Origin of the sequence: Halorubrum sp. CBA1229, from assembly GCF_003721435.2 — an archaeon.
Classification (GTDB): domain Archaea; phylum Halobacteriota; class Halobacteria; order Halobacteriales; family Haloferacaceae; genus Halorubrum.
Genome location: NZ_CP054585.1, coordinates 101086 through 127657 on the forward strand (window position 1 = coordinate 101086; position 26572 = coordinate 127657).

31 protein-coding genes and 1 tRNA gene are annotated in these 26572 nt (G+C 69.7%); 20 read left to right on the forward strand and 12 right to left on the reverse strand.

All coding sequences use genetic code 11. From position 1 onward, the window contains the following. Positions 1-131: 131 nt before the first annotated feature. From Hrr1229_RS00525 to msrA, 3 genes are all read right to left on the reverse strand, one after another. Complete coding sequence (locus tag Hrr1229_RS00525; protein WP_123114697.1) at positions 132-1286, reverse strand: pyridoxal phosphate-dependent aminotransferase; 1155 nt, start codon at positions 1284-1286, stop codon at positions 132-134. A 31-nt stretch (positions 1287-1317) separates the two neighbouring features. Further along, entirely contained in the window at positions 1318-1722 is a 405-nt protein-coding gene (gene ribH, locus Hrr1229_RS00530) for a 6,7-dimethyl-8-ribityllumazine synthase (protein WP_123114696.1), read from the reverse strand. A gap of 519 nt (positions 1723-2241) precedes the next feature. Continuing rightward, positions 2242-2778, reverse strand: coding sequence for a peptide-methionine (S)-S-oxide reductase MsrA (gene msrA, locus Hrr1229_RS00535; protein ID WP_123114695.1), 537 nt, complete (start codon positions 2776-2778; stop codon positions 2242-2244). 448 nt (positions 2779-3226) lie between these two features. Here msrA and Hrr1229_RS00540 point away from each other — a divergent pair, with 448 nt between their 5' ends. From Hrr1229_RS00540 to ftsY, 7 genes are all read left to right on the forward strand, one after another. After that, on the forward strand, positions 3227-4345 hold the full coding sequence (locus Hrr1229_RS00540) for a M20/M25/M40 family metallo-hydrolase (RefSeq protein ID WP_123114694.1): 1119 nt from the start codon (positions 3227-3229) through the stop codon (positions 4343-4345). 93 nt (positions 4346-4438) lie between these two features. Continuing rightward, complete coding sequence (locus Hrr1229_RS00545) at positions 4439-4591, forward strand: 50S ribosomal protein L39e (RefSeq protein ID WP_004050128.1); 153 nt, start codon at positions 4439-4441, stop codon at positions 4589-4591. Continuing rightward, positions 4592-4870, forward strand: a complete 279-nt coding sequence (locus Hrr1229_RS00550; RefSeq protein ID WP_123114693.1) for a 50S ribosomal protein L31e — start codon at positions 4592-4594, stop codon at positions 4868-4870. Position 4871: 1 nt separating this feature from the next. After that, complete coding sequence (locus tag Hrr1229_RS00555) at positions 4872-5537, forward strand: translation initiation factor IF-6 (RefSeq protein ID WP_123114692.1); 666 nt, start codon at positions 4872-4874, stop codon at positions 5535-5537. 243 nt (positions 5538-5780) lie between these two features. Next, a complete protein-coding gene (rpl18a, locus tag Hrr1229_RS00560) occupies positions 5781-5957 on the forward strand; it encodes a 50S ribosomal protein L18Ae (RefSeq protein WP_094523821.1) in 177 nt (58 codons plus the stop codon). Further along, entirely contained in the window at positions 5957-6412 is a 456-nt protein-coding gene (gene pfdA, locus Hrr1229_RS00565; RefSeq protein WP_123114691.1) for a prefoldin subunit alpha, read from the forward strand. Before rpl18a ends, pfdA begins: the two co-directional genes overlap by 1 nt. 8 nt (positions 6413-6420) lie before the next feature. Then, positions 6421-7551, forward strand: coding sequence for a signal recognition particle-docking protein FtsY (ftsY, locus tag Hrr1229_RS00570; protein ID WP_123114690.1), 1131 nt, complete (start codon positions 6421-6423; stop codon positions 7549-7551). A 36-nt stretch (positions 7552-7587) separates the two neighbouring features. On the opposite strand, the gene Hrr1229_RS00575 is transcribed toward ftsY, so the two are convergent. Then, the gene (locus tag Hrr1229_RS00575) at positions 7588-9204 is read right to left on the reverse strand and encodes a long-chain-fatty-acid--CoA ligase (RefSeq protein WP_123114689.1); all 1617 of its coding nucleotides are present in this window, start codon (positions 9202-9204) and stop codon (positions 7588-7590) included. A 130-nt stretch (positions 9205-9334) separates the two neighbouring features. On the opposite strand from Hrr1229_RS00575, the gene Hrr1229_RS00580 reads away from it, so the two are divergent. The 4 genes from Hrr1229_RS00580 to Hrr1229_RS00595 all read left to right on the forward strand — a co-directional run bounded on the left by Hrr1229_RS00580 (position 9335) and on the right by Hrr1229_RS00595 (position 11737). Next, on the forward strand, positions 9335-9544 hold the full coding sequence (locus Hrr1229_RS00580; RefSeq protein WP_123114688.1) for a hypothetical protein: 210 nt from the start codon (positions 9335-9337) through the stop codon (positions 9542-9544). A 131-nt stretch (positions 9545-9675) separates the two neighbouring features. Next, positions 9676-9750 (forward strand) — tRNA-Met (locus Hrr1229_RS00585). 118 nt (positions 9751-9868) lie between these two features. Next, complete coding sequence (locus Hrr1229_RS00590; protein WP_123114687.1) at positions 9869-10480, forward strand: translation initiation factor IF-2 subunit beta; 612 nt, start codon at positions 9869-9871, stop codon at positions 10478-10480. 81 nt (positions 10481-10561) lie between these two features. Then, positions 10562-11737: a Xaa-Pro peptidase family protein gene (locus Hrr1229_RS00595; RefSeq protein WP_123114686.1), complete on the forward strand. Its 1176-nt coding sequence runs from the start codon at positions 10562-10564 to the stop codon at positions 11735-11737. A gap of 1 nt (position 11738) precedes the next feature. Here Hrr1229_RS00595 and Hrr1229_RS00600 read toward each other — a convergent pair whose 3' ends face one another. The 3 genes from Hrr1229_RS00600 to Hrr1229_RS00610 form a co-directional block, all read right to left on the reverse strand. Continuing rightward, positions 11739-11891: a hypothetical protein gene (locus Hrr1229_RS00600; protein ID WP_176329314.1), complete on the reverse strand. Its 153-nt coding sequence runs from the start codon at positions 11889-11891 to the stop codon at positions 11739-11741. 114 nt (positions 11892-12005) lie between these two features. Beyond that, positions 12006-14375 carry an ATP-dependent DNA helicase gene (locus Hrr1229_RS00605; protein ID WP_123114685.1) on the reverse strand — a complete coding sequence of 790 codons (2370 nt, stop codon included), beginning with the start codon at positions 14373-14375 and terminating at the stop codon, positions 12006-12008. An 89-nt stretch (positions 14376-14464) separates the two neighbouring features. After that, on the reverse strand, positions 14465-15121 hold the full coding sequence (locus Hrr1229_RS00610) for an HAD family hydrolase (RefSeq protein ID WP_123114684.1): 657 nt from the start codon (positions 15119-15121) through the stop codon (positions 14465-14467). 94 nt (positions 15122-15215) lie between these two features. On the opposite strand from Hrr1229_RS00610, the gene Hrr1229_RS00615 reads away from it, so the two are divergent. Further along, complete coding sequence (locus Hrr1229_RS00615) at positions 15216-15659, forward strand: TIGR00725 family protein (RefSeq protein WP_123114683.1); 444 nt, start codon at positions 15216-15218, stop codon at positions 15657-15659. Between the two features lie 28 nt (positions 15660-15687). On the opposite strand, the gene dph2 is transcribed toward Hrr1229_RS00615, so the two are convergent. After that, positions 15688-16731, reverse strand: a complete 1044-nt coding sequence (gene dph2 / locus Hrr1229_RS00620) for a diphthamide biosynthesis enzyme Dph2 (protein WP_123114682.1) — start codon at positions 16729-16731, stop codon at positions 15688-15690. Between the two features lie 165 nt (positions 16732-16896). Here dph2 and Hrr1229_RS00625 point away from each other — a divergent pair, with 165 nt between their 5' ends. The 4 genes from Hrr1229_RS00625 (at position 16897) to Hrr1229_RS00640 (ending at position 19482) form a co-directional block, all read left to right on the forward strand. Then, positions 16897-17550 (forward strand): dienelactone hydrolase family protein, encoded by a 654-nt coding sequence (locus tag Hrr1229_RS00625; RefSeq protein WP_123114681.1) that lies wholly within the window; start codon positions 16897-16899, stop codon positions 17548-17550. A gap of 127 nt (positions 17551-17677) precedes the next feature. Next, positions 17678-18052 carry a YlbF family regulator gene (locus Hrr1229_RS00630; RefSeq protein ID WP_123114680.1) on the forward strand — a complete coding sequence of 125 codons (375 nt, stop codon included), beginning with the start codon at positions 17678-17680 and terminating at the stop codon, positions 18050-18052. Positions 18053-18118: 66 nt separating this feature from the next. Continuing rightward, entirely contained in the window at positions 18119-18787 is a 669-nt protein-coding gene (locus tag Hrr1229_RS00635) for a P-loop NTPase (protein WP_123114679.1), read from the forward strand. Between the two features lie 74 nt (positions 18788-18861). Then, on the forward strand, positions 18862-19482 hold the full coding sequence (locus Hrr1229_RS00640) for a transcriptional regulator (protein WP_123114962.1): 621 nt from the start codon (positions 18862-18864) through the stop codon (positions 19480-19482). A 24-nt stretch (positions 19483-19506) separates the two neighbouring features. Here Hrr1229_RS00640 and Hrr1229_RS00645 read toward each other — a convergent pair whose 3' ends face one another. Both Hrr1229_RS00645 and Hrr1229_RS00650 read right to left on the reverse strand, forming a co-directional pair. Further along, entirely contained in the window at positions 19507-19767 is a 261-nt protein-coding gene (locus tag Hrr1229_RS00645; protein WP_123114678.1) for a hypothetical protein, read from the reverse strand. 119 nt (positions 19768-19886) lie between these two features. Beyond that, positions 19887-20822, reverse strand: a complete 936-nt coding sequence (locus tag Hrr1229_RS00650) for a peptidylprolyl isomerase (RefSeq protein ID WP_123114677.1) — start codon at positions 20820-20822, stop codon at positions 19887-19889. A gap of 115 nt (positions 20823-20937) precedes the next feature. Here Hrr1229_RS00650 and cyaB point away from each other — a divergent pair, with 115 nt between their 5' ends. Beyond that, on the forward strand, positions 20938-21549 hold the full coding sequence (cyaB, locus tag Hrr1229_RS00655) for a class IV adenylate cyclase (RefSeq protein ID WP_123114676.1): 612 nt from the start codon (positions 20938-20940) through the stop codon (positions 21547-21549). 12 nt (positions 21550-21561) lie between these two features. On the opposite strand, the gene Hrr1229_RS00660 is transcribed toward cyaB, so the two are convergent. Continuing rightward, positions 21562-22044: a MaoC family dehydratase gene (locus tag Hrr1229_RS00660; RefSeq protein ID WP_123114675.1), complete on the reverse strand. Its 483-nt coding sequence runs from the start codon at positions 22042-22044 to the stop codon at positions 21562-21564. A 123-nt stretch (positions 22045-22167) separates the two neighbouring features. Between Hrr1229_RS00660 and Hrr1229_RS00665 the strand changes: the two genes are divergently transcribed. Next, entirely contained in the window at positions 22168-23061 is an 894-nt protein-coding gene (locus Hrr1229_RS00665; protein WP_123114674.1) for a CoA ester lyase, read from the forward strand. A gap of 97 nt (positions 23062-23158) precedes the next feature. Beyond that, the gene (locus Hrr1229_RS00670; protein WP_123114673.1) at positions 23159-24412 is read left to right on the forward strand and encodes a Glu/Leu/Phe/Val dehydrogenase; all 1254 of its coding nucleotides are present in this window, start codon (positions 23159-23161) and stop codon (positions 24410-24412) included. Between the two features lie 19 nt (positions 24413-24431). Here the strand turns inward: Hrr1229_RS00670 and Hrr1229_RS00675 are convergent, their stop codons facing one another. Next, positions 24432-25148, reverse strand: a complete 717-nt coding sequence (locus tag Hrr1229_RS00675; protein ID WP_123114672.1) for a diphthine--ammonia ligase — start codon at positions 25146-25148, stop codon at positions 24432-24434. Between the two features lie 181 nt (positions 25149-25329). On the opposite strand from Hrr1229_RS00675, the gene Hrr1229_RS00680 reads away from it, so the two are divergent. Continuing rightward, the gene (locus Hrr1229_RS00680; protein ID WP_123114671.1) at positions 25330-26571 is read left to right on the forward strand and encodes a PLP-dependent aspartate aminotransferase family protein; all 1242 of its coding nucleotides are present in this window, start codon (positions 25330-25332) and stop codon (positions 26569-26571) included. The last annotated feature ends 1 nt before the right edge of the window (position 26572 follow it).

Below are 26572 nucleotides of genomic sequence, written 5' to 3' on the forward strand. Positions count from 1 at the left end.
AACAGCGATAAAAACGCACCGCAGATTCCCGCTATCGGCGGATCCGCGCTCACGACTGGAGCGGGACCGTCGATCGGTCGAGAGATGGGCTGCCAACTCGGCCGAAAGACCGGCCGCGAAACCGCCCGCGTTTATAAGAGGTCGTTCGAGACGAGCCGGTCGACGGCCTCGCGCAGGCGCTCCTCGCTCGCGGCGTAGGAGATCCGAGCGTGGCCGGGGGCGTTGAACGCGCTGCCCGGGACGCACGCGACGGACGCCTCCTCGATGGCGGCCTCGCACCACGCCTGGTCGTCGTCGTCGACGGGGAGCATCATGTAGAAGGCGCCGTCGCCGACGTCGACGTCGACCCCGTGCTCGTCGAACAGGTCGACGAGGAGGTCGCGGCGGTCGGCGAACGCCCGCCGCATCTCCTCGACGGACTCGTCGGTGTTCTCCAGCGCCTCGACGCCCGCGTGCTGGACGAAGTTGACCGCGCAGGAGACGGAGTGCGAGTGGAGCTTCCCGGCCTGCCCGACGAACTCCTCGGTCGCGTGGAGGTAGCCGAGCCGCCAGCCGGTCATCGAGAACGCCTTCGAGAAGCCGTTGATCGTGACCGTGCGGTCGGCCATCCCGTCGAGGCTCGCGAGCGAGACGTGCTCGGCGTCGTAGACGATGCGCTCGTAGATCTCGTCGGAGATGACGGCGATGTCGTGCTCGACCGCGAGGTCGCGGACCCCCTCCAGCGCGGTCTCGGAGAACACCGCGCCCGTCGGGTTCGAGGGGGAGTTGACGACGAGCAGCTCGGTGTCGTCCGAGACCGTCTCGGCGAGGTCGTCGAGGGCGGGCTCCAGCTGGAACCCGTGGGGCGACAGGTCGACGCGGGAGAGGTCCGCGCCGGCGAGCTTCGCCATCGCCTCGTAGGAGACCCACGCCGGATCGAGGAGGACGACCTCGTCGCCCTCGCCGATCAGCGTTTGGAACGTCTCGTACAGCGCCTGCTTGCCGCCGGGGGTGACGATCACCTCGTCGGCGTCGGCGTCGACGCCGGTGCCGCGGAGCTTCGCCGCGATGGCCTCCTTCAGCTCGGGGATCCCGTTCGAGGAGGTGTACCCGGTGTGGCCCGCGTCGAGGGCGTCCTTGCCGGCCTCGACGATGTTCTCGGGCGTGTCGAAGTCGGGCTCGCCGACCGAGAGGTCGACGATGTCGGCGCCCTCGGCCTCCTTCTCCGCCGCCAGGTTCGATATCGCCAGCGTCGCGCTGGGCTCTACGCGTCCGATCCGCTCTGAGAAGTCGTATGCGTGGCTCATTGTCGTGTGGTCCGTGTGTCGGGTGCGGGGCTCATTCGAGCTCCTCCGCGAGGTCGATCGCGGCCTCGGCCGCCTCCGCGCCCTTATCGATCCGCTCGCGCGCCTCCGCGCCGGACATCCCGGGGCCGCTCACGCCGAACGTGACGGGGGTGTCGCGGTCCAGGCTCACGCGCGTGAGCTGTTCGGCGGTCGCGCTCGCGATGACGTGGTCGTGGTCGGTGTCGCCGGTGACGATGGCGCCGACGACCGCCACGGCGTCGACGTCGTCGCGACGCGCGAGCCGGTCGGCGGCCAGCGGGCTGTCGTACGCCCCCGGCACGCTCACTTCGTCGACGATGACGGCGTCGCGGTCGGCGGCCGCCTCGCGGGCGGCCTCGGCCATCGGCTCCGTGACGGAGTCGTTGAACCGCGCCACCACCAGTCCCAGCGAGACCATACGCTCGCTCACACCGGCGGCGGCAAAGGTCTACCGTTCGACCGCAGGGTTGCCGGGCGAACGTCTTCGGGAACGGCGGCGGAACGGGTGATTATTGCTTATAAATAAACGCGGTGGTCGGCGCGTGCCTGCGAGCGGCCGACAGGCCGCGAGCTAGCACGCGCGAGGGAGTCGGTGGTCCGGAGCGAAGCGAAGGACCACCGACGAGGCTGGGGAGGCGTGAGGTGCGGGGCGGTGCTGTGCAGGGCGGTGCTGTGCGGGGTGGGACTCAAAGGGGCAGCCGCGAGGGGCGCGGAGGCGACGCCAAGCACCGCAAGGAGGGAGCGAAGCGACCGACTGAGGAGCGCAGCGAGCGTGCGCGCCCCTCGCGGCTGGGGCTTTGGAGGTGTTCGCCGGCGATCCGTCAGTTAGCGATTATAAGCGAGCGGCTGGGGCTTTGCAGGTGGTCACCGTATCGCTGGCAGCACCTGATTATTAGCGAGTTCGAGGCCTAACAGGTCCTGAAAAATCGTTAACGCCCTACTTCGCGACCTTCGCCTCGAACTTCTCGCGCACTTTCTCCATCTTCGGCTTGGCGTGGAAGGTGCAGTAAGCGTCGTCCGGGTTCTTCGCGAAGTAGTCCTGATGGCGCTCCTCGGCCCGGTAGAACGTCTCCAGCCGGTCGAGCTCTGTTACCACGTCGTCGTCGTACTCCTCGTCGAGCGCCTCGATGTAGGCCGCGGCGGCCTCGCGCTGGGCCTCGCCGTGGTAGAGGACGATCGAGCGGTACTGGCTCCCCACGTCGGGGCCCTGGCGGTTGAGCTGGGTGGGGTCGTGGATCTCAAAGAACGCCTCCAGCACCTCGTCGTAGGCGATGACATCCGGGTCGAACTCGACCTGCACGACCTCGGCGTGGCCGGTGTTGCCGGAGCAGACCTGTTTGTACGTGGGATCGTCGACGTGGCCGCCCGCGTAGCCGGAGGTGACCGACTCGACGCCGGCGAGCTGTTCGAGGGCCGCCTCGGTACACCAGAAGCACCCGCCGCCGAGCGTCGCGGTTTCGAGCTGATCGGACATATACTCGTCACAAGGGCTCGGAGACGTATTAATGACGCGCGCTCGGACGTGTGTGGTGGTGGCGAACTAGACGCTTATTTATAAGACTCCGACGCTGGATGGACGGTAAACACCTCCAAAGCCCCAGTCGCGACGGCTCGCGCGGCTTGCTGCGTTCCTCGCTCGTTCGCTTCGCTCACTCGCTGCGGTACTTGCTGCGCCGTGCTTCGCCCTCGCGACTGCCCCTTTGAGTCCCTCCCCGTCCCGCACCTCAAGCCTCCCCAACCTCGCCGCTCGCTTAGGGCTCCCTTCGGTCGCCCTTATCGCTCGCGGCGTCCCTCGCACGCGCTGCTCGGCCGCGAGGCGGCCTCGCAGGCGCGCGCCGACCGCCCCCACGATGACCCGTGATGATAACCCGTACCGTCTGCTCACCACCGCGATTTAATTCGGTGACCGCCCAGACACGCACATGGACGAACTCGCGGACCTGACCGAAGAGCTGGTCGCCATCCCCTCCCACGAGGACGAGACCGACGCCGGCGACGCGATCGAGGAGTGGCTCCGCGCGGAGACCGACGCGCAGGTCGAGCGCGACGCGGTCGGTAACGTGATCGCTTATAAAGGCTCAACCGACGATCCCGACGCCGACACCCTCGCCTTCGTCGGCCACCACGACGTGGTCCCGCCGGCCGAGCGCCAGACGACCGGCGACGGCAACGCGGGCGAGTACGTCGTCGAGCGCCGCGACGGCCGAATTTACGGCCGGGGCGCGGCCGACATGAAAGGCGCGGTGGCGGCCTGCCTGCTCGCGTTCCGGGACGCCGAGCCACCGGCCGGCCGCGAGCTGGCGGTCGCGTCGTTCGTCGGCGAGGAGGTCGGCGGGACCGGCGCGCGCCACGCGATCGAGGCGGGGTTCGCCCCCGACCGCGCGGTCGTCGCCGAGGGGTCGACGGACTACTCGAAGCCGGGCGTCACCGACGTCGTCGTCGCGCACAAGGGGCGCCGGGCCTCGACGCTCGTCGCGCACGGGACCGCGGCGCACGCCTCCGAGCCCGAGCGCGGCGAGAACGCGATCTACCGCGCTAGCGACGCGATCGACGTCGTCCGCGACCTCGACGCCCCGGCGGCGACCGTCTTCGGCGAGTCCGTGGCCGGGTCGCTCGCGGTCACGATCGTCGAGGGCGGCGAGACGTGGAACGTGATCCCGGAGCGCTGCGAGGTGACGATCGACGAGCGAACGGTGCCGGGCGACCGCGCCGACCTCGCCCGCGCCGCCGAGGCGGTCCCGGGCGTCGAGTGGGAGATCGAGCAGGACCTCCCGCCGATGGCCTGCGGCGACGACGCGTTCGCGGAGGCGACGCTCGCGGTCGCCCGCGACGTCCACGACGACCTGGGGCTCGATGCGCCGGAACACGTCGTCAAGCCGCACGCGACCGACGCGGGCTGGCTCGCCGAGGCGGGCACCGACCCCCTCGTCTGCGGGGCCTCCGAGCCGGGCGAGGCGCACACCGATACCGAGAGCGTCGGGATCGACGTCCTCGACCGCTGTTACCGCATCTATACGGGCGTCGCCGAGCGGTCGTTCTGAGCGGGCGCGACCGGGCCGCGTCCGATCCGTCTACGCCGCGAGCGGCACGGTATGGAAGGGGTTTTATGCGCCCCGCGGAAACTGTGGGCTACTATGGGAGACAAATCGAAGGCTCAAAAGAAGCGTCTGGCGAAGGCGGAGCGCCAGAACACCCGCGTCCCCGCGTGGGTCATGATGAAGACGGACATGAACGTGACGCGAAACCCCAAGCGGCGCAACTGGCGCCGGAACGACCTGGACGAATAAATGAGCACCAGCGACTTCGAGGAGCGCGTCGTCACCGTCCCGCTCCGCGACGCCAACGACAAGCCGGTACAGGAGCGCGCCGACTTCGCGATGCGGATCGTCCGCGAGCACCTCGCGCAGCACTTCTCCGTCGACGAGGACGACGTCGTCATCGACACCTCGGTCAACGAGGCCGTCTGGGCGAACGGGCGCGAGAACCCGCCGAGCAAGATCCGCGTCCGCGCGGCTCGGTTCGTCGAGGACGGCGAGCCCGTCGTCGAAGCCGAGTACGCCGAGTAACGTGTTACGGGCGACCTTCACCGGCTCGTCGTACGTGGGCGTGTTCGCCCGCGCGATCGACGACCTCCTGTTGGTCCGGCCGGACGTCGACGAGGAGCTCGCCGAGTCGCTCGGCGAGGAGCTGGGCGCGGAGCCCCTCCTCACGACGGTCGGCGGCGCCAACACCGTCGGCTCTCTCGCGACGGGCAACGAGAACGGCATTCTCGTTTCCGCGCGGGCGACCGAACGGGAGAAAACGCGGATCGCCGAGGCCGCCGACCGCGAGGTGGGCGAGCTCCCCGGCGAGATCAACGCGGCCGGCAACGTCGTCCTCGCGAACGACTACGGCGCCTACGTCCACCCGGATCTCCCGCGCGAGTCGATCGTGACGATCAGGGATACTCTCGGCGTCCCCGTGGAACGCGGCGACCTCGGCGACGTCCGCACGGTCGGGACGGCGGCGGTCGCCAACGACACGGGCGTGCTCTGTCACCCCAAGTCGACCGAGTCGGAACTGCAGGCGGTCGAGGAGGCGCTCGACGTGCGCGCCGACCTCGGCACGGTCAACTACGGCGCGCCGCTCGTCGGCTCCGGGCTCGTGGCCACCGACGAGGGGTACGTCGTCGGCGAGGACACCACCGGTCCCGAGCTGGGCCGGATCGAGGAGACGCTCGGTTTCATCGACTGACTCCCGGCGTCGCCGACCCTTCGGCTCTCGGTTCTCCCGCTCTCTCACGGACCGACCGCGAGACGAGCGCTGCCTGTCTGCCCGTCTGTCCGTCAGCGAACACGCCAGCCCTCCTCCGGTCCTGACGCTCCCCTCCTTCCCCCCGAATTCGGGCCCTCCGGCCCGAGCGAATCGGATCCGATCTCGGAGTCGGTTCCTCGCCTTTTAGGAAGATACTTCCCTGTCCCTGCCGGATCGGTGAACATGAGTACCTACACGGTGAGTGGACGGTTCCAGAGTCGAGGCGACTTCCAGCCGTTCACGAAGGAGGTCGAGGCCGAGAACGAGGATCTCGCCCGCGAGCGCATCTACACCACGGTCGGGAGCCAGCACAACCGGAAGCGCACCCAGATCGAGATCGAGGAGGTGTCCGCGGCATGATGGGCGGCGGACAACAGCAGCTCCAGCAGCTCTCCCAGGAGCTGCAGGCGCTCGACGAGGAGATCGAGACCCTCGAAGAAGAGATCGCCGACTACCGCGAGGAGCAGTCCGACATCGACGACGCGGTCGAAGCCATCGAGACCCTCGACACGGGCTCGACAGTGCAGGTCCCGCTCGGCGGCGGCGCCTACGTCCGCGCCGAGGTCCAGGACATCGACGAGATCATCGTCTCGCTCGGCGGCAACTACTCCGCCGAGCAGAGCGAGGGCGACGCCATCGACGTGCTCCGGCGCAAGCAGGAGGCGCTCGACGACCGCATCGAGGAGACGGAAGAAGAGGTCGACGAGCTCGAGTCCGAGAGCGAGGAGCTCGAACAGCAGGCCCAGCAGATGCAACAGCAGATGCAGCAACAGCAGATGCAGCAGATGCAGCAGGGCGAAGGCGGCGAGGAGTAAGGTAGACCGTGTTCGACGGACTGAAAGACAAGCTCTCGGGGTTCCGGAAGGACGTCGAGGAGAGCACCGACGTCGAGGAGCCCGCTGAGGGCGACGAGCCGGACGCCGACGAGACGCCCGCGAGCGACGGCGCCGTAACGGAAGCCGCCGACGTCGGGGAGAGCGCCGGGGAAGGCGCCGCGGTGTCCGCCGCCGCGACTGACGCGGGAGACGGCGACGCGGACGACGACGCTGACGGGTCCGACGACGAACCCAGCACCTTCCAGCGCGCGAAGGCGTTCGCGACCGGCCGGATCATCATCGAGGAGGAGGACTTAGAGGAGCCGCTGTGGAACCTCGAAATGGCCCTCCTCGAGAGCGACGTGGAGATGAGTGTCGCCGAGCAGATCCTCGACACCGTCCGCGAGAAGATGCTCGGGGAGTCGCGCAAGCAGGTCGAGACGACCGGCGAGCTCGTCGAGTCGGCGCTCCACGACGCGCTCCTCGACGTGATCGCCGTCGGGCAGTTCGACTTCGAGGAGCGGATCGCCGAGGCCGACAAGCCCGTCACCATCGTCTTCACCGGCGTCAACGGCGTCGGGAAGACGACGAGCATCGCGAAGCTCTCCGAGTGGCTCGCCGACCGCGGCTACTCCTCCGTCCTCGCGAACGGCGACACCTACCGGGCCGGCGCGAACGAGCAGATCGCGGAGCACGCCGACCGGCTCGACCGGGAGCTCATCTCCCACGACCAGGGCGGCGACCCCGCGGCCGTCATCTACGACGGCGTGGAGTACGCCGCCGCCAACGACGTCGACGTCGTGCTCGGCGACACGGCCGGCCGGCTCCACACGAGCGACGACCTGATGGCGCAACTGGAGAAGATCGACCGCGTCGTCGACCCGGACATGACGCTGTTCGTCGACGAGGCGGTCGCGGGCCAGGACGCCGTGAACCGCGCGAAGGAGTTCAACGACGCCGCCGAGATCGACGGCGCCATCCTGACGAAGGCCGACGCCGATTCCTCGGGCGGCGCCGCCATCTCGGTGGCGTACGTCACCGGGAAGCCGATCCTCTTTTTAGGTACCGGACAGGGATACGACGACCTCACCCTGTTCGACCCCGAGGAGCTCGTCGAGAGCCTGCTCGACGAGGAGTGAGGGCGGTCGGACCGCCTCTTTCCGCTTCGTTCGGCGCTACCCCTCGCCGACCATCCGCTCTTCCTCGTCCCACTCCCGCTCGCGCAGCTCGTACTTCTGGATCTTCCCCGTCGCCGTCGTCGGGAGCTCGGCGACGAACTCCACCTCGCCAGGCGTCTTGTAGTCGGCGACGCGCTCACGCACGAACGTCTTGAGCTCTTCGGACGTCGCGCCAGCGTCGTCGGGGTCGCCGCTCTCCGGGACGACGAACGCCTTGGGGGTCTCGCCCCACCGCTCGTCGGGTGCGGGGATGACGGCCACGTCGGAGACGACGTCGTGCTCGAAGAGGGTGTCCTCCAACTCGATCGAGGAGATGTTCTCGCCGCCGGAGATGATGATGTCCTTCTTGCGGTCCTGGATCGAGACGAAGCCGTCCTCGTCGACGACGGCCAGGTCGCCCATGTGGTAGTATCCCTCCAAGCGCTCGGTGAACGCCTGCTCGGTGGCCTCGGGCTTGTTCCAGTAGCGGTCCATCACCTGGTTGCCGCGGACGACGATCTCGCCGATCGTCTCGCCGTCCGGGGGCACGTCCTCGCCGTCCTCGTCGACGACGCGCACGTCGGTCCCGAGGTAGCCGATCCCCTGCGTCTTCTTCACCGCGAACCGGTCTGGCGAGTCCGCGTCGAAGTGTCGCTTCGCGTCAGAGGTGGTGATCAGGGGCCCGGTCTCGGTCGCGCCGTACACGTGTTTGAGGTCCCAGCCGAACTCCTCCTCGACGGTGCGGATCGTCGCCTCCGGCGGGGCCGCGCCGGCGGTCGCGACCCGCACGTCGTTGTCGCCGGCCGTCGCGCCCCCGTGTTCGGCGTGGTGATCGCCGAGCATGTTGAGCACGGTCGGCGCCGCACAGAAGTAGGAGACGTCCTCCTCGCGGATCCGCTCGAACGCCTCGGCGACGTCGACCCCGCGAGTGCAGATGTGCCGGGCGCCCATGCCCGTGATCGCGTAGATGTGTCCCCAACCGTTGACGTGGAACATCGGGAGCGTCCAGAGGTAGACGTCGTCATCGGCGATTTCCTGGTGGATCGAGATCAGGTACGCGTGGAGCGTCTCGGCACGGTGCGTCCGGCAAACCCCCTTCGGGTCGCCGGTCGTCCCCGAGGTGTAGTTGATCGTGATCACCTCGTCCTCGTCCATCTCCGGGCGCTCGTAGGCGTCGGGGTCCGCGGCCGCGAGCGCCTCGTCGAACGACTCCCACTCGCCCGCGACCGCGTCGGCGTCGTTCGTGAGGAAGGTCTCCGTCGGCACCTCGTCGCGGACGGCCTCGATCCGGTCGGCGTACTCGGCGTCGGCGTAGATCGCGTCGACGCCGGCGTCGGAGAGCATGTACGCGAAGTCGTCCGGCGTGAGCCGGTAGTTCAGCGGGGTGTGGATCGCGCCCACCTGCATCGCGCCGTAGGCGGCCTCCAGGTGGTAGTGCGTGTTCGGGTCCAACACCGCGACGCGGTCGCCCTTCTCGATCCCGCGGGATTGGAGGGCGGCGGAGAACCGGTCCGCGCGCTCGCCGAGCTCAGCGTAGGTGTACCGGGTGCCGTCGGTCGCGAGGACGGCCTCCTCGTCGGCGTAGTGCCGTCGCGCCCGGTCCAAGAAGTCCGTCGTCAGTAGCGGTTTTCGCATCAATTTATCACTATTTATGATTGATAAAAGCGTTTGCGGCCGGCGCAAGACGACACGGCCACCACCGCCGCTCCGATCCCCGCCGTCGCGGCGCCGCGGGGTTTTAGCCGCGCGCCCTCGACGGTGGGGTATGAGCGACGGATCCGGTCAATCGGCGGTCACCGGCGGATACGTGGGGCCCATCTCCGGGCTGTTGGCGCTGTGTTTCGCCCTTATGGCGGGACTGACCGCCGGTCGTGCGCTCTCCGGGGACCCCGCCGACGCGGCCCTCCCGGTCGCGTTCGCGCTCGGTGCGGTCCTCGCGATACGATTCCGACAGCGACACGCCGGGACGGAGTGAGTCGACCCGGCGACGGGACCCGGGTTCGGCGGCGTCTTCCGCCGCGATGAGTATATAAATCGTGCGTGGTCGAATCGCACACGGGCGACGGGATCAGAACCCTTAACAGTCGCAACGGGTTTTGATACGATAGCGGGATGGGATAGCCAGGAGATTCCGCCGGGCTCATAACCCGGAGATCGGTAGTTCAAATCTACCTCCCGCTATTTTCTGGCCGAACGCCACGCTCGTAGTGGCGGCTCCGTCTCCCGCCTCGACCCCCTACCTCGCCGCGGCGCTCTCGAACCCGGAAGCGATTTCCGTCGCCCCGGCGTTCCGTCACGTATGGATTACGAATCGAGCCTCGACCGCGCGATGGAGGAGGTACCGGACCTCGGCGGCTCCGACGAGCGGCTGTCGGTGCCCGACCCGGAGACGCAGAAGGACGGCGCGTTCACCCGACTGACGAACCTCTCGGAGATCGCCGACGCCCTGAGCCGCGACCCCGAGCACGTCCACTCGAAGATCCAGCAGGAGCTCGGGACCGCCGGCCAGTACGAGTCGGGCCGCGCCCGCTACAGCGGCAACTTCCGCGAGCGCGACTTCCAGGCCGCGATCGACTCGTACATCGAGTCGTACGTCACCTGCTCGGAGTGCGGCCTCCCCGACACCCGGCTGGAGACCGAGAACCGCACGCCGATGCTCCGGTGTGAGGCGTGCGGGGCCTTCCGACCGGTCGCGAAGCAGAACACCTCGAACACCCAGCGGCAGGAGGAGGCCATCGAGTCGGGCAAGACGTACGAGCTCGAGATCGTCGGCACCGGCCGCAAGGGCGACGGCGTCGCCGAGGTCGGCGAGTACACCGTCTTCGTCCCCGGCGCGCAGGAGGGCGAGACCGTCAAGGCGTACATCAAGAACGTCTCCGGCAACCTCGCGTTCGCCCGCCGCGAGAACTGACCGGCCCGACGCGCCCGTCTTTTCGACTGAGGCCCGTTCCGCTACCCGACCGCTTATCGGCCCGTTCACGGATCGTGAGCCATGGCGACACGACTCCCCGACGCCGCGTTCGAGGACCGGCTCGCGGCGGTCCGCGACCGGCTCGCCGCGACCGACGCCGACGCAGCGACGTGGTTCGGCGCGACCGCGATCGAGTACCTCACCGGCTTCCACCACATCCAGACCGAGCGCCCCGTCGTCCTCGCGGTGACGGCCGACCGGGTCGAGATCACGGTGCCCCGCCTGGAGGTCGAGCGCGTCGAGCCGAACTCCCGGATCGACGCGGTCCATCGCTACTTCGACTACCCCGGCGGCGACCCGATCCGCGTCGCCGTCGATATGCTGGACGGGCTCGACGTCGACCGGGTCGCGACCGACGCCGACGGCGCCCCCGGTGTGATGGGGTACGACGGCCCCGCACTCTCCGAGTTCGTCGACGTCGAGACGCAGTCGTGGGTCGACCGCATGCGCTGGGAGAAGTCCGACGCCGAGGTCGACCTGATCCGCGAATCGACCAAGTGGGCGAACCTCGGGCACCGCTACCTCGCCGACTTCACCGAGCCCGGCGCGCACCCGGCGACCGTCTCCCAGCGCGCGTCGACGGAGGCCTCGCGGGCGATGCTGGACACGTTGGGCGACACGTACAGCGTCCGGACGCGGGGCGACGGCCCCGTCCACGCCGGCTACATCTCCGGGCGGGAGACCGCGCTGCCGCACGGGCACACCCCGAACGAGCGGCTCGCCGAGGGCGACGTCCTCGTGACGGGCGCGACCGCGAACGTCGACGGCTACCGCTCCGAGCTGGAGCGGACGATGTTCGTCGGCGACTACACCGACGAGCAGGCGCACTACTTCGAACTCATGCTGGAGGCGCAGACGCTCGCGATCGACGCGCTTGGCCCGGGCGTCCCGGTGGCCGAAGTCGACGAGGTCGTCTGGGAGTACTTCGAGGAGCAGGGCGTGGCCGACCTCGCGCAACACCACGTCGGTCACAACATCGGGCTCGGCGCCCACGAGCCGCCGTACATCGACCGCGGCTGGGGAGAGCGCTACGACGGCGACGACGCCGTGATGGCGCCCGGGCAGGTGTATACGATAGAGCCCGGGCTCTACGCCGACGAGTACGGGTACCGCCACTCGGACACCGTCGCGATCACCGAGTCGGGCACCGAGACGCTGACGCACTTCCCGCGCGACATCGACGCGAACGTGGTGTGAGCTACCAAACCCGGCCGACGACGATCCGGTGATCGGTCTCCTCGGCGTGCTCTCGCTCTAGGGCCGTCGCCTCGGCGTCGGACTCGAACAGTCGCTCGACGGAGCAGTCCCGGCAGACGACGTGGTACTTCGCTTCGCGCGTTGCTGGTTCCATGACCGGAGCTACGGCTCAGTCCGTCCTAGTTATTCGTCCCATACCGCGTCAAAGGTGCCGTTATCCGGCGTCATCGAGGAGCCTACCGTCGGGATCGGTCGGAACCGTTCGGAGTCAATCGCCGCCGGCGCTCCGCTCGAACCGATCGAGCGCGAGGTCGAGCATGTCCGGGCTCACCGGCTGGTACTCCTCGCGCTCGTGCTCCGGAAGATACTCGCGGACGCTGTTCCACGACTCGCGGGCGTACCGCGCGTCGAGCAAAACGCGCACCCCGCGCTCGTCCGGCCCCCGGATGACGCGGCCGACCGCCTGCCGGGCCTTCCGCACCGCCGGCACCGTGAGCGCCGTCTCGAATCCGGACTCGAACCGGCGGTCGTAGGCGGTGATGACCGCTCGCGTTCGGGGCCGCGCCGTGTTGATGATCGGGACGCCGCAGACGACGGCGGCCGCCAGTCGGTCGCCGCGGTAGTCGACGCCCTCGGTGAGCGTGCCGCGGAGGCTCGTCACGAGCACCTTCCCCTCGCCGGCGAAGAAGTCGTCTTTCAGCGACTCGGTGGCGCGGTCGCCCGACGACTCGTCGAGCAGCACGGGCTTGTCGAGCCGCTCCGATAGCGACTCGGCCATCCACGTCGCCTCCGCGTAGCTCGGCGTGCCCACGAGGACGTTCCCCTCGCGGGCCGCCACCGCCGCGGTCGAGTCCAAGTGCGCCATCCGGGTGTCGTTCGCCTCGCCCGGCGCGCCGCGGTTCTGGTGGGTGAACTTCGGCGCGTCGACCGCGAAGCTCGCGCGGTTCTCTTCGGGGAAGGAGAGGCCGTACGTCCGTTCGACGACCGGGCGACCACGCTCCTCGAGGTGGTCGAGCCCGGTCACCTCGCGGAACACGTCCATCGGCTCCAGCGTCGCGCTCATGAGGACGCCGCCGCCGAACTCGGCGAGCCGGTCGCCGATGGGCTCGCTCGGCAGGCAGTTGTACAGCGCGAGGCTCGCGTTGTACGCGCGCCGCCACGAGTCCGGCGGCGCCGTCTCGTCCCACGTCCGTTCGAGGTCGATCGCCCGGAAGAACTCCTCGTGGTCCTCGCGGTACCAGGCGTTGAGGGTGCGCCCGACCCCGGGCGCCGCCCGTTTCTTGTCCTCCTCCTCCAGCGAGTCGAGCACTCGCTTGACCACCGCGCCGACCTGCTGCGCGCGGGCCCAGACGCGGTCGCCGTACCCCTCTCGTTTCGCCCACGCCGTGATCTCGTCTTCGGCCGGCTCCTCCGGGTCGCGGAGCGCGACCTCGTCGTCGTCGAGCTCCCGCATCGACGCCCGCCAGTCGGGGCGCTCGCGGTCGAGCCGTTCGGTCACCCGGCGGTCGAGCTCGCCGCGGAGGTCGGCGTAGAACTCGCGGACGGACTCGATCTCCTCGACGGTCACGTCCGCGTCGGCCAGCTCGCCGCGCACGAGCTCCGCGTCGTCCGACTCCGCCCCCGCAGTCTCGAAGGAGAGCGGCTGGACGACGCGGGTGAGCTCGTTCTCGGCGTCGCGGAGGCTGGCGTCGGCGACCGCGTCGCTCACGAGGTCCCGGACGCGGGGCTCCAGCATGTGCGCCTCGTCGCAGACGACGAACGTCGCGTCGTCCAGCAGCGCGCCCGTGAACGTGCCGGTCGTCACCGGATCGAACGCGTGGTAGTAGTTGCCGATCACGACTTCCACCTCGGGGACGAGCGCGCCCATGATCGAGTGAGGGCAGGAGCCGTGGCCGGCGGCGAGCCGGACCAGTTCGTCGCTGTCGACGTGGCCGAGTTCGGTCACGTCGAACGGGACCGCCTCCGCGGGGTCGCCGTCCTCCGGGAGGTCGTCGAGGAAGCCGGCGTAGAAGGGGCAGAAATCGGTCCCCTCGTACTCCTCGGTGTCCGGGCGGTAGGGAGTGGGCTCGCCGTCGACGGAGAGGTAGTCGGCGGCCTCGGCGCCGTCATCGGCGGTCCCGCCGCCGGCGCTCCCTCCCGAGTCCATCAGCCCGACCTGCTGGCTCCGCGCCTCGCTCACGAGGTTCGACGTCGTCGTCGCGCCGCCGTCGCCGACGAGGTTCCGGGTGCGCTCGCGGAGCCCCTCGCAGCGCTCGTACACGTTCTCGCGGTCGATCCCGCCCCGGTTCTCGCGGGCGTACGGGCAGACGTCCGCCTTTCCGACGAGCGTGAGCCCCGAGACCGGGTCGTACCCGTCGGGGAGGTCCGCGTTGATCGCGTTCAGGTCCGTCTCGAACTGGCGCAGCTGCTGTTTGACGCTCGTGAGGACGAGGACGCGCTCGAAGTCGGAGTCGGGGTCGCGGACGCGGTCGAGCCCGGCGGTGAGCGCGAGCATCGTCTTGCCGGTCCCGCACGCGCCCTCCAAGGCCAGGAAGCCGCCGTCCTCGGCGGCGTCGACCGCGGCGTCGATCCCGTCGGCCTGCTCCGGGTACGGCTCCTCGTGGCCGAAGATGTCGGCCCACGGCGGGGGGTTCGTCACTGTGGCGGCGTAGCTCCCGATCGGAGTTAAACCTTGAGAGAGCGGCGGCGGGCGGGGGCGTTAACCGGTGTCCCCCTCCCGCGACGCGCCTACCCGACGATGTCGTGCAGGTCGGAGAGCCGGTCGATCTCCCAGGTCGGCCAGACGTTCAGCTCCCAGTCGCGGCGGTGGGGGCGGCGGATGAACGCCGAGTCGATGCCCGCGTTCTCGGCCGCGCGGACGTCGGACTCGTTGTCGCCGACGAACAGGGCGTTGCCGGCGTCGAGGTCGCCGAGCGCCTGCTCGATGTAGTGGGGGTTCGGCTTGCGGAGCTGGAGCGAGTGGATCGTGGGCTCGCGGCCGTACGCGGCGCCGAACCGCTCGAAGCCGTCGAAGTGGTTCACGAGGAAGTCCACGGTCGCCTGCTGGTTCGAGGAGACGATCCCCATCTCCACCTCGAGGCTCTGGAGCTCGTCGAGGTCGTCGTAGGGGGTCTTCCGCCCCTCGCGGGCCTCCTGCTGTTGGGCCTTCGAGACCACGTCGTCGCGGGTCCGCCAGAACGACCCCGGATCGAGGTCGTACGTCTGGCAGACGGTCCCCACGCTGCCGGGGGTCGCACCGATGGTCATGCGCTCTACGTCGTCCGGATCGGGCTCCTCGACGCCGCACTCCTCGAACGCGTTCCGGGTCGCATCCCGGAGCACGTCGAAGCGCGTGCGGCCCACGAGGACACCGTCGTTGTCGAACACGACGGTATCGTACGTCATACAGTCCGGAGTCGCTCAGCACTTAAAAGGGTTTCACCAACGCCGCGACACGACCGCCGGCTCATTTATATACGTCCGTCCCGCGTCCCGCGGTATGCGCGTCAGCGTCATCGGCGGCAGTTCGGTTCCGCCCGAGACGGCGGCGGTCGCCGAGGAATTGGGCGAACGGCTCGCGAACCGTGGCCACACGGTCGTCTGTGGCGGTCTCGGCGGCGTGATGGAAGCGGTCTGTCGGGGCGCGCGGGAGGCCGGCGGCGAGACCATCGGCATCTTGCCGACCGATCGGCGGTCGGACGCGAACCCGCACGTCACGGTGCCGATCGCGACCGGAATGGGCCACGCCCGCAACGCCGTGGTGGTGATGAACGGCGACGCCGCGATCGCGGTCGACGGCTCGCACGGCACGCTCTCGGAGATCGGAATGGCGCTCGCCCACGGACGGGCGGTGGCGGGGATCGACACGCATGACGTGCCGGGCCTGGAAGCGGTGGGATCGCCCGGCGAAGCGGTCGACTACGTAGAGGAGGCGGTCAGATAGAAACGGACACGCGACGACTCCGACCGCGCTACCAGGTGTCGTGGAAGGTGTCGAACTCGATCGAGTCGAGCGGCTTCTCGCCGATCGCGGCCTCGTACTCGCCGGGCGTCAGCATCGGCTTGTGGAACCGCGGGCCGTCGTCGGTCGTGATCCGGGGACAGCCGGTGTTGACGAACGCGTCCATGTCGAAGTTGCGCAGGCGGTCCGGCGTCACCTCGTCCATGGTGATCAGGTAGGCGTTCTCGTTGTTGTCGACGATCTCCTGGGCCGTCTCCCACCGGCCCTGGCCGATCTTCGTACAGAAGATGACGCCCCACTTCTCGGCGCCCATCGCCTTGTGGACCGAGGCGTACCGCTGCTTGAGGAACTGGTCGTGTTCGGCGACCGAGACGGCGTTGTTGACGGGGTCGGCGATGACCACGCGCTTCTCCGGGTGCTCCATCGCGAGTCCGACCGGGTGGAACTTCCCGCCGCCGACGTACAGCACCTGGTCGGCGTCGATGTCCGCGGAGGCGTAGTTGCAGCCGAGCACCTGCCCCTCTTTGGTGAGCCGATCGTCGCCGCGACGGGTGTGAACCTCGTAGCCGCGCTCCTCTAACCAGTCGGTCATCTCCTCGAACCGGTTCATGTGCTGGGCCGTGGTGACGAGCCCGACGTCGGGGTTCTCCTCGGGGTCGTCGAGCTCCTCGTCCAGCGCGTCCTCCATGATCGGGAACGGGTCGACGTTCGAGAAGAGGGGGACGTAGACGATGCTGTCGGACTCCTTCATCGGCGTGTGGCCGAAGTGGACGAACACGTCCGTCCGACGCATCAGGTACGTGTCGAGGTCGCAGGCGCCGTAGCAGGGCTGCCCGGACAGCATGAAGGTGACGTCGTCGGGGGCCACCTCGCGGAGGTCGTCGGCGACCTTCGGGCCGCGGCGCTTGAGTCCCTCGGGGAACTGGAGACCGACCTTGGAGGCGTCGCGCTCCTCGATGGCCTCGACGATCCGGTCGAGCTCGTAGTCCCACTCGCGGTCGTGTTTCAGGGCCATCCCCGTCTTGGTGAGGTCGCCCTCCGTGGAGCCGCTCATGCACCTGCGTAACGCGGGGGGACGGTTAAACGGCGCGCTCGACGGGTATTCTCGTGATCGTTCGGGATCGAGCGGACTCGAGCGCGGCCGCCGACCGCTCCGACCGCCACCCCGGCGCTGCCGCGGCCGACGGATACAACTCCGGAGCCGACGAACCGGGGAGACATGCCCCAGATTCCGCTCGACCACGTCCACGTCGCCCCCGACGACGACCCCGAGAACGCGCCCGCGGTCTTCGTCCTCCACGGCCGCGGCGCCGACGAGGAGGACCTGCTGCCCGTGGCGCGGCACCTGCCCGACGACCTCCACGTGATCAGCCTCCGCGCGCCGGACCCGCTGCAGGGCGGGTACACCTGGTACGAACTCGACCTGTCCGCGGGCGGGTTAGAGGAGAGCCAGCCCGACGCCGCCGACTTCCGGCGCAGCCTCGATCTGGTCGCCGAGAGCGTCGATGCCGCGGTCGAGTCGTACGCGCTGGACCCCGACCGGATCGGACTGCTCGGCTTCAGTCAGGGCGCGATCACGGGCCTCTCGCTCGTCTTGGAGGAGCCTGACCGCTACGCGTGGGTCGTCGCCCTCCACGGGTACCTCGCGGACGCGCACGCCGACGTCGACCCGGACGGGATCGAGGGGAAGCCGGTCCTCGTCGGTGCCGGAGCGGGCGACCGCGTGATCCCCGAGTCGCGCTCGGCCGCGGCCGCCGATCGCTTCGAGGAGATCGGCGCCGACGTCACCCGCGGCAGCTACCCGGGCGGGCACGGAATCGGACAGGACGAACTCGCCGACGTCGTCGCGTTCGTCGAAGCGCAGGTGGCGTGAGAGCGCTCCCCGCGGAGGCCCGAGAGGGCGCTTCCCGCGCGGCTACTGCCGGCGCTCCCCGCGACCGCTCGCGGCACGGGACCCCCGGCTCCGGCAGGTTCAAACCGCTCCGCGCCAACGGTGGAACATGAGCGTCGAACAGACCTCCATCGAGGACCTCGGTCGCGAGCTCGGCGAGCGGATCGCCCGAACCCCCGAGTACGAGCGCTTCGAGGAGGCGCGCGAGGCGGTGCAGCGCGACGAGGAGGTCCAGGCGAAGATCGACGAGTTCGAACAGCTCCGCGCGGAGTTCATGCAGGCCCGCGAGACCGGGCAGGCGACGAACTCCGGGCTCCAAGAGGTGCAGGCGAAACAGGACGAGCTCCACTCGATGCCCGTCATGCGGGAGTTCCTCGACGCGCAAGACGAGCTGACCGACACCCTCGAAACGGTGAACGAGGCGATCTCGGAGCCCCTCGCGGTCGACTTCGGCGGCGAGGCCGGCGGCTGCTGTCAAGACTGACCGGCCGCGTTCCGACCGCCGGTTCCCGTCCCGTTATTTTTCACCCATAGCGACGCAGCTCGCCGCGTGATCGCAGTCGCCGGCGGCAAGGGCGGGAGCGGCAAGACGACTACGGCCCTCGGGCTCGCGCGGGCGCTGTCGCGTCGGGGCGCGCCCGCGGTCGCGGCCGACGCCGACTGGGACCTCCCGAACCTCGCTCGGCTGGCGTCGGAGACGGCCGACTCGGACCGGGCCTCGACGACAACGGTGGTCGAGGCGGTTCGCGGTCGCGGCTCGGTCGATCCCGACCGCTCCGCGCCCACCGTGCTCGCCGCACCGGACGAACCGGATTCCGTCGCCCCCGAGGCGACGTTCGGTGCCCTCGGAGACGCGGTCCCGGACGAGGCCCCGACGTTCCTCGACTGCCCGGCCGGCGCGTCGCCGGACGCGGCGGCGCCGCTCCGCGCGGCCGACCGGTCGCTCCTCGTGACGCCGCTCCGGCGAACGGCCCTGCGCGACGCCGCGAAGACGGCCGCGATCGCGCGGCGGCTTGACTGTCCACCCCTCGGTGTCGTGGCCGTTCGGGCGTCGTCGGTCCCTGAGCCGGTCGCCGACCTGCTCGGCTGCCCCGTACTGGGCCGGGTCCCGACCGCGGCGCCGGCGCCGCTCTCGGACCCGGCCGTTCGATCGGCGTACGATGACCTCGCGCGGCGGCTCGCCGACGAGTACGGCGCCGGGCGATGGCGGATCGCGTGACCGTCGACCCCGCCGCCCGCTCGCCGTTCGGCGGGCACCGACAGAGCCAAACCTCCGGAGCCGGCAGCGATCGTATGGCGCCGCTCCCGACCGGAATCTCGGTGCTGGACAGGGAGTTCGGAGGGGGGATCCCGAGCGGCAGCGTCGTCGTGCTGAAGGCGGACCCCGCCAGCCAGTCCGAGCTCATCCTCGACCGGTTCGCTCGGGTCCGCGAGTGTCGGTACCTGACGACGGTGCGCTCCGTCGACGCGGTGGAGGACAGCCTCACGCCCGACGGGGAGGAAGACGAGACGGTCGTCCGGGACGCGGGGGGCGACGACCCGGTCGCGACGGTGTTGGACGCGGCCGCGGAGCTGCCCGACGGCGGAACGGTCGTCGTCGACTCCGTCGAGCCGCTGGAAAGCGAAGACCGATCGGACTACGGCGAGTTCCTCGGCGAGCTCCGTCGCCACGTCAACGAGGCCGACGGGCTGGCGGTGCTCCACGCGCTCAAGGGGGACGTTCCGGACCGGAACCGCGTCGTCACCGAGCAGGTCGCGGACGTCGTCTTCGACCTCCGGACCACGGTGACCGGTACCGAGATCGCCAATCGGCTCATCGTGCCCAAGTTCCGCGGCGGCGCGGCGTTAGAGGAGCCGCTCAAGCTGAAGCTCACCGACTCGGTCTCGGTCGACACGAGCCGGGACATCGCCTGAGGCTGTCCGGCGTCGAGGTCCCTCTCACAGCGCCGCGCTCGCGGCGACGACGACCGCGCCGGCGAGCGCCGCGGCGGCCGCCCAGTTCCGCGGCTCGTCGAGCGACCCGTACGGGCCGCCCTTGCGGGAGAAGAGGTAGGCGGCGTACACCGCGAGCGGGACGAGCGTCGGCAACGTCCCCACCTCGACGGCGCCGACGACGCCGGACAGCACCGCGATCGCGATCGTCGTCGCGCCGGCGCTCGCAGCGACGACGAGGTCGTCGCGCGCACGTTCGAGCTCCATCGCTCAGTCGCCCTCCGCGTCGCTCTCCGTCGTCCGATCGGCGCTCATGTCTCTGAGTGGGTCGACCGTCGTTCAAAAGGGATCGGTTCGTCGTCCGTCCGAGACGCCGGCGCGGAGAGCTACTCCTCGTCGAGTTCGTCGACGATCTCGTCGGCGTCGACGTCGACGTCCTCGAGCGCGTCCTCGATGTCGCCGGCGCCGCCGCCGCCCATGCCGCCCATCATGCCGCCGAGACCGCCCATGCCGCCGCCCTCGATGACCTCCTCGACCACGACGCGGTCGAGGTCGAGCCGGCCCATGAGGTCCTGCGCGATCTGCTGTTTCTGGAACATCCACTGCTGGTTCATCTGCATCGCCTGCGTGGCCGTCACGTAGAGGACGTCCTTCTCGACCTCCTCGGTCTCGACGGTCTCCTCGCCGTCGTCGTCCTCGGTGACCGTCTCCTCCTCCTCGGTGACGGTCTCGATGCGGACCTCGGGCGCCTCCTGGAGGTACATCCCGAGCATGCCGGCGGCCTGCTGCTCGCGGTCGTCGATGAGCTCGAGAATCTCGTACTCGTACTCGAGGTCCTCGCCGGCCAGCGGGTGGTTGAAGTCGACGCGGGCGCGGCCGCCGATGATCGTCTCGAGGTAGCCCTGCTGGTTGTCGATCTGGACCTGGGCGCCGGGGTAGCGGCTGTCCTCGGGGATCTTGTCGGCCTTGACCGTCTCGACCTCGTCGGGGTCGTAGGCGCCGAAGGCGTCGTCGGCCGGCACGTCGACGACGCCCTCGTCGCCGACCTCGGCGCCGACGAACGCCTCGTCGACGGCGGGGAACACGTGGCCGGCGCCGAGCGCGATGACGCGCGGTTCGAACTCGTGTTCCTCGGTGTCGATCTCGGCCTCTTCGGCGACCTCTTCGTCGGTGGTGTCGATGACCCGGCCGTCGTCGGCCGTTCGGATCGTGTACGCGACCCGCACGAAGTCGCCGTCCGCCAGTCCGGCGCTCTCGGTCTCGGCTTCGGTCTCGGCCTCGTCTGCGTCCTCGGCCGCGTCCGCTTGCTCCTGATCGCTCATACCCTGAACGTCACCTGTTACACCCTTAAGGCGCACGGTTCGACGCGGCGACGGCCGCGTCGCTCGGGAGCCAGCGTCCCGCGGCGCTTAAGAACGCGCCCGGCGGAATCCGGGTATGTTCGAGGTCGAGATCAAGGTGCCGGCCGACGTCGACGCGGTTCGCGCTCGCCTCCGAGAGGCCGGCGCCGAGCGCGTCGACGCGCGTCGCCAGCGCGACGTCTACTACGACGCGCCCCACCGCGACTTCGCCGAGACGGACGAGGCGCTCCGACTGCGACGGGAGACGCCGCTTCCGGACGGGATCGGATCGGGCGCTCCGGGCGACGGGGCATCCGGGGAGGCAGACCCCGAGACGATCAAGATCACGTATAAAGGACCCCTGCTCGACGAGGGGTCGAAGACCCGCGCGGAACACGAGACCGAGGTGGCCGACCCGGAGGCCGCGACCGGCATCTTCAGCGGCCTCGGCTTCGAGCCGGCGGCGACCGTCGAGAAGCGGCGCGAGTTCTGGGCGTACGACGGCTTCACCGTGACCCTCGACACGGTCGCCGGGGTCGGCGAGTTCGTCGAGATCGAGCGGGCGGTCGACGATGAGGCCGCGATCGAGGCGGTCAGGGACGACGCCCTCGACGCCCTCGACCGGCTCGGCCTCGCCGGCGCCGAGCAGGTCCGCACGTCGTATCTCGGGCTGTTGCTGGCGGGCGAGGGCGCGAGCGACGGCGGGTAGCCGTCGCGGCGGTCAGTTCGCGCCGCTCTCGGCCCCGTCCGGTCGCTTCTTCGAGAGCGCGGTCCGGTCGAACTCGCAGACCAGGACGTCGTCGCCGTCCTCGACCAGCTTGAACGCCTCCACGTGCATCGTGACGATCCCCCGCTCCCCGTCGCTCGTCTCCCGCTTGTCGGTGACGGTCGACCGCGCGCGGATCGTGTCGCCGTGGAACACCGGGTTCGGGTGCTCGACGTTGTCGTACGAGAGGTTCGCGACGATGGTGCCGTCCGTCGTCTCCGGGATCGACACGCCGACCGCGAGCGACATGGTGTAGAGCCCGTTGACGAGCCGCTCGCCGAACTGCGTCCCCTCGGCGAAGTCGGCGTCGAGGTGGAGCGGCTGCTGGTTCATCGTCATGTCGCAGAAGCGCTGGTTGTCGGCCTCGCTCACCGTCCGCCGCTTCGCGTGCTCGATCGTCTCGCCGACCGCGAACTCCTCGTAGTAGCGTCCCGTCATGGGCCGACCGTCGACCCGGCGCGGCAAATCGGTACCGCTCCGGACGCCGGGCGCGTCCCCGATCGGATCGCCCCCGACGCGGCCGCCCCGGTTATTTATAACCGGTCGCGAGGAGTCCCCGACATGGCCCGACGAAGCCTCCTGTTCTCCCCCGGCGACCGCCCGGAGCTCATGCGGAAGGCGCCGACGACGGGCGCCGACGTCCTCTGCTTCGACCTCGAGGACGCGGTCGCGCCCGGCCGGAAAGACGAGGCTCGCACCGCCGTTCACGACGTGCTCGCCGATCCCGACTTCGACCCCGACGCCGAGGTGTGCGTCCGGCTCACGGCGACGGATCCCGCCGCCGACCTCGACGCCTTGATCGGGGGTGGGACGGCCGAAGCGACCGACGGCTCCGACGACGACGAGCGCTCGCCTCGGCTCGACGCGGTCATGCTCCCGAAGGTCGAGGGCGCCGACCGCGTCGAGCGCGCGGCCGGGCTGTGCGCCGACCGCGGCCTCGACCCCGCGGTGTTCGCCTTGGTCGAGACGGCCGGCGGCGTGCTCGCCGCCGAGGCGATCGCCGACGCGGACCCGACCGATGCGTTGGTCTTCGGCGCCGAGGACCTCGCGGCCGACCTCGGCGCGACGCGCACCGACGAGGGGACCGAGGTGCTGTACGCCCGCGAGCACGTCGTCCTCGCCGCGAGCGCCGCCGGCGTCGACGCGCTCGATACGGTGTACACTGACTTCTCCGACGCCGAGGGACTCCGCGAGGAGACGGCGTTCGCGCTCACGCTCGGCTACGACGGGAAGCTCGCGATCCATCCGTCGCAGGTCGACCCCATCAACGAGGCGTTCACGCCCGACCCGGACGAGATCGCGTGGGCGGACAGGGTGCTCGACGCCCGCGACGAGGCCGACCGGGAGGGCCGCGGGGTGTTCAGCGTCGACGGCGAGATGATCGACGCCCCCCTCGTCGCGCAGGCGGAGCGGATCGTCGAGCGGGCCGCGGCGGCCGGGGTCGATCCGCGGTAGCGACCCGCTCGGACTTCCCGCCGCGTGACGCTTCGCTCTCACCCCGCGGCGAGCGGGGTTCGTCACAATTAACAGCCGGCCCTCGGGAGAGTCGGGTATGGGAGATCAGACCAATCCGTTCGAGAGTCTCCGCGAGCAGATCGACGACGCCGCGGCGCATCTCGACGCAGACGAGGGGGTCCTCACTCGGTTGAAGAACCCCGAGCGAGTGCTCGAGACCAACCTGACGTTCGAGCTCGACGACGGCTCGCTGGAGACGGTCCGCGCGTACCGGTCGCAGTTCAACGGCGACCGCGGCCCGTACAAGGGCGGGATCCGCTATCACCCGGGCGTCACCCGCGACGAGGTGAAGGCGCTGTCGGGCTGGATGGCGTACAAGTGCGCGGTCGTCGACATCCCCTACGGCGGCGGCAAAGGCGGCATCGCGATCGACCCGAGCGACTACTCGGAGAGCGAGCTGGAGCGGCTGACGCGCTCGTTCGCGGCGGAGCTCCGGCCGCTCATCGGCGAGGACCGCGACATCCCGGCGCCGGACGTCAACACCGGCCAGCGGGAGATGAACTGGATCAAAGACACCTACGAGACGCTGGAGAACACGACCGCGCCGGGCGTCATCACCGGCAAGGCGCTCGACTCTGGCGGCAGCGAGGGCCGCGTCGAGGCCACCGGCCGGTCGGTCGCGCTGTCCGCCCGCGAGGCGTTCGACTGGCTCGACCGCGACATCGCCGGCGCGACGGTCGCGGTGCAGGGGTACGGTAACGCCGGGTCGGTCGCGGCCGCACTCATCGACGACCTCGGCGGGGACGTGGTGGCCGTCTCCGACTCCTCGGGCGGCGTCCACAACCCCGACGGGTTCGACCCCCGCGCCGTCAAGGCGCACAAGAACGAGACCGGGTCCGTAGTGGGGTACGACGGCGCCGCGTCGGTCACGAACGACGAGCTGCTGACGCTCGACGTCGACCTCCTCGTCCCGGCGGCGCTGGAGAACGCGGTCGACGAGACCCTCGCTCGCGACGTCTCCGCGGACGTGATCGTCGAGGCCGCGAACGGTCCGCTCACCCCCGACGCGGATGACGTGCTCGCCGAGCGCGATGTGACGGTCGTCCCGGACATCCTCGCGAACGCCGGCGGCGTCACCGTCTCCTACTTCGAGTGGGTCCAGAACCGCCAGCGGTTCGGCTGGACCGAGGAGCGCGTCAACGAGGAGCTCGAACGCGTGATCGTCGACGCCTTCGACCGGCTGGTCGAGAGCCACGAGGCGAACGACGTCAAGAACCTCCGAACGGCGGCCTACGTGGTCGCGATCTCACGAATCGTGAACGCGTACGATCAGGCCGGAAACTGGCCCTGACTGGCCGTACGACGGGTCCTCACTCCAGCCGCGCGTTCCGGACCTCGACGTGACCGCGGTCGCCCTCCCACACCGGGTCGCACTCGAACTCGATCCGGCAGTCCATGTGCGGGCCGTCGACGACGTACGTCTCGAACTCGCCGCCCTCGCCCAGCGGGTGGACGCCGTACTCCTCGCGCAGATCGAGCAGCTCCGCCAGCGCGTCGGCGTCGTAGCGCCGTCCGAGCCACGACTCGTCGAGCCCGTAGGCGGCGACCTGCACGATTCGGATCTCGAAGCCGGCGTCGAACATCGCCTCCGCGAGCGCGACCGGGTCCTCGCCCCACAGCGGCGCGAACAGGTCGATCCCGAGCCGGTCGCACATCCCTCGGATCCGGCTGGTCTGGTACTCGCTCTCCACCGCGCCCGCGGTGACGCCCGCGAGGTCGACGCCATCCGCGGCGGCGATCTCCCGGAGCGCGGCCTCCATCGGCTCCAGTTCGGCGTCGCCCTGCGCGCCCGCGTCGTCGACGTCGTCCGCGCCGAAGTCGTCCGGCGAGACCTCGACGAGGTCGATCCCGACGCTCTCCGCCGCGAGACCGGCGAGCTCCGTCGCCGGCGTGTGGTACATGTACGAGTCCCCCGCGGGGTGGACGGTCAGGAGCCGCGAGACGTCGAGTCCCTCCTCGAGGGCGCGGTACAGCGCCCACGAGGAGTCCTTCCCGCCCGAAAAGAGGCTCACCCAGTCGTCGGTCATTAGCGGGGAGACGCCCGGAGCGCTTAAATTGTCGACGGTCCGGGTTGACGACCGTCGACTGACGGGCACCGGACGCGTCGATTCGTCGATCGAGAGCCGATATCCCCGAGAGTTATCCGGCGAATGGGTATTATTAATGAAAAATAATAAGATATTAGCGACGGTGGGTTGGAGTCCGCGTATGGAAGACCGATCGGAGCCGACGTTTGACACGCTCACCGTTTCCGAAGGCGAGGAGCCGTTCGGCAACGGCAGCGAGGCGGGCGACGTCGTCTCGCCGATTCACCTGGCGTCGACGTTCGCCCTGCCGGGCCTCGATACCGAGATGCGACTGGAGGACGTGGACCCGGCCGCCGGCGAGTTCGTCTACGGCCGGCTGTCGAACCCGACCCGGCACGCGCTGGAGACGCGACTGGCCGCGCTCGAAGGCGGCGCTCACGGCGCCGCCTTCGCCTCGGGCACCGCGGCGATTTTCACCACGCTGCTCGCCGGTGTGACTCCCGGCGATCACGTCGTCGCCTTCGAGGACCTGTACGCCGGTACCCGCCGGATGCTCAACGACGTCTTTCAGACGCGTCTCAACGTCGACGTCACGTACGTCGACGCGACGGACACGGAGAACGTGGCCGCCGCGCTCCGCGAAGAGACCGCCGCCGTCTGGATGGAGTCGCCGACGAACCCCAAACTCGCGCTGTGTGACATCGCCGGCATCGCCGAACTGGTCGCGGACCGAGACGTGATGTTCGGCGTGGACAACACGTTCGCGAGCCCGTACTTTCAGCGGCCGCTCGAACTGGGTGCCGACGTCGTCGCGCACAGCACGACGAAGTACCTCAACGGGCATTCCGACGCCATCGCCGGCGCGGTTGTCACCGACGACGACGCGCTGGCCGAGGAGATTCGGTTCCTACAGCAAGTCGGCGTGGGCGCTGTCAGCGGCCCGTTCGACAGTTACCTCGTGTTACGCGGCATGAAGACGCTCGCCGCTCGCATGGAGAGACACGAGGCGAACGCGATGGCCGTCGCCGAGTTCCTCGACGAACGGCCGGAGGTGACCGACGTGTACTACCCCGGCTTGCCGAACCACCCGGACCACGAGCTCGCCCGTGAACAGATGTCCGGCTTCGGCGGGATCCTCTCGTTCGAACTCGACGGATCCATCGACGACGCGAAGCGGTTCGTCGAGGCGTTGACGGAGTTCACCCTCGCGGTCTCGGTCGGTGGCGTCGAGAGTCTGATCGAGCTCCCGGCGGCGATGACTCACGAACCGCTCTCACCGGCGGAACGAGAAGCGCTCGGGATTTCGGACACGCTCCTCCGCGTTTCGGTCGGTATCGAAGGGATCGACGACCTGATCGCGGACTTAAAACGAGGATTCGACGCGACGGGCCGTCGTGCGACCCCGCCGTCGACTGACCACTGAC